Source organism: Effusibacillus consociatus (assembly GCF_042652925.1).
In the GTDB taxonomy this organism is placed as follows: Bacteria; Bacillota; Bacilli; order Tumebacillales; family Effusibacillaceae; genus Effusibacillus; species Effusibacillus consociatus.
This window is the reverse complement of record NZ_JBHSHC010000144.1, coordinates 1-1,177: the sequence shown is the minus strand read 5'-3', so window position 1 is coordinate 1,177 and position 1,177 is coordinate 1. Positions and strand designations below refer to the sequence as shown.

The 1,177-nt window shown below is 44.7% G+C and carries 2 protein-coding genes; one reads left to right on the top strand and one right to left on the bottom strand.

Annotated features, from left to right (window positions below; translation table 11 throughout):
* Positions 1-665, top strand: a 665-nt coding sequence (locus ACFO8Q_RS20870; protein WP_380028716.1) for a tyrosine-type recombinase/integrase, incomplete at its 5' end; no start/stop codon positions are given.
* 110 nt (positions 666-775) lie between these two features.
* Here the strand turns inward: ACFO8Q_RS20870 and ACFO8Q_RS20865 are convergent.
* Entirely contained in the window at positions 776-1,087 is a 312-nt protein-coding gene (locus ACFO8Q_RS20865; protein ID WP_380028714.1) for a hypothetical protein, read from the bottom strand.
* Positions 1,088-1,177: the final 90 nt, after the last annotated feature.

Sequence of the window (1,177 nt, the reverse complement as noted above, 5' to 3'; positions counted from 1 at the left end):
CAACCGCCGCTTCCCTTGTCCTGATTGGGCTCGTGGCGGTTTGTACATCTACGGACTGTCGAAGCCGGGAGGATACCATCCAAGGTTTTACAACCGAACAAATTGCACTTTTATTAGCTCAACCCGACCTTAGCACCTATGTCGGTTTTAGGGATTATGCGCTAATGCTGTTCCTGCTCGATACCGGGGCTAGAATCCGTGAAACCTTATCGCTGACCGCATCGAATATTGATTTTATCAACTATACGGTTCAGTTTTCTTCCAAAGTGACAAAGACTCGAAAGTCACGCATCGTTCCAGTAAGTCAAAAGACCATCAACTGCATCAAGGAACTGCTAGCCGAAAACAAAGAACACTTTGGCGAAAAGGTGGAGCATATCTTTCTTGCCATTTACGGATCGCCGATGGATCCTTCCACCATTAGGCATCGATTAAGGGAATATGGAGAGCAAGCCGGAATTGAAAATGTATGTCGAGTGAGTCCCCATACATTTCGGCATACCTTTGGTCGACTCTATATTCGAAACGGTGGAGATGTGTTCACGCTTCAGAAGATATTGGGGCATAGCACTATGGAGATGGTGCGGAAGTATGTTCAAATGGCACAGGAAGATTTACAAGATGCTCACGCTAAGTTCTCCCCTTTAAATAGCCTAAAATTGTAGTACAATAAGAGCCTTGGCAAACATTATGCGAAGGCTCTTTTTGGATGAAAAAAGGGAGCCCACTGGTGCGAGCTCCTTTTCTTTCTATATTTTTAAAGTCTAATAAAAGTCTAATAATTGTGATGTGGGCATTCCTTTGCCATGTGCATTTCATAATGAACATGAGGCCGAATCGTCCCTTTATTCCCATCATACTCGTAGTAAAGAATTTGCCGGTCGAACCTGCCTGTCCAATTAGTGAGAAAGTTCATAGCGATATGAACGGCGGTTGAAGAAAGGATTCCGTTTGGCCAAATCACCTGAGGGCGATTACCCGCTTGGTTATATGCTGCGGCTTCTTTGTCCAGTTGTTCCGTTGTAATAAACCCAAAACACCACATACACGGTTTATCAGGCAGACTGGCAATAACTTGTCCCCGCATAACTGGGGAGCCAGATGGTTTCTCTTAAGCCCCGTAATCAAGTTGGACAACCTCCGAAATAAGAGCGATACTATACGTAGGAGGATTGAT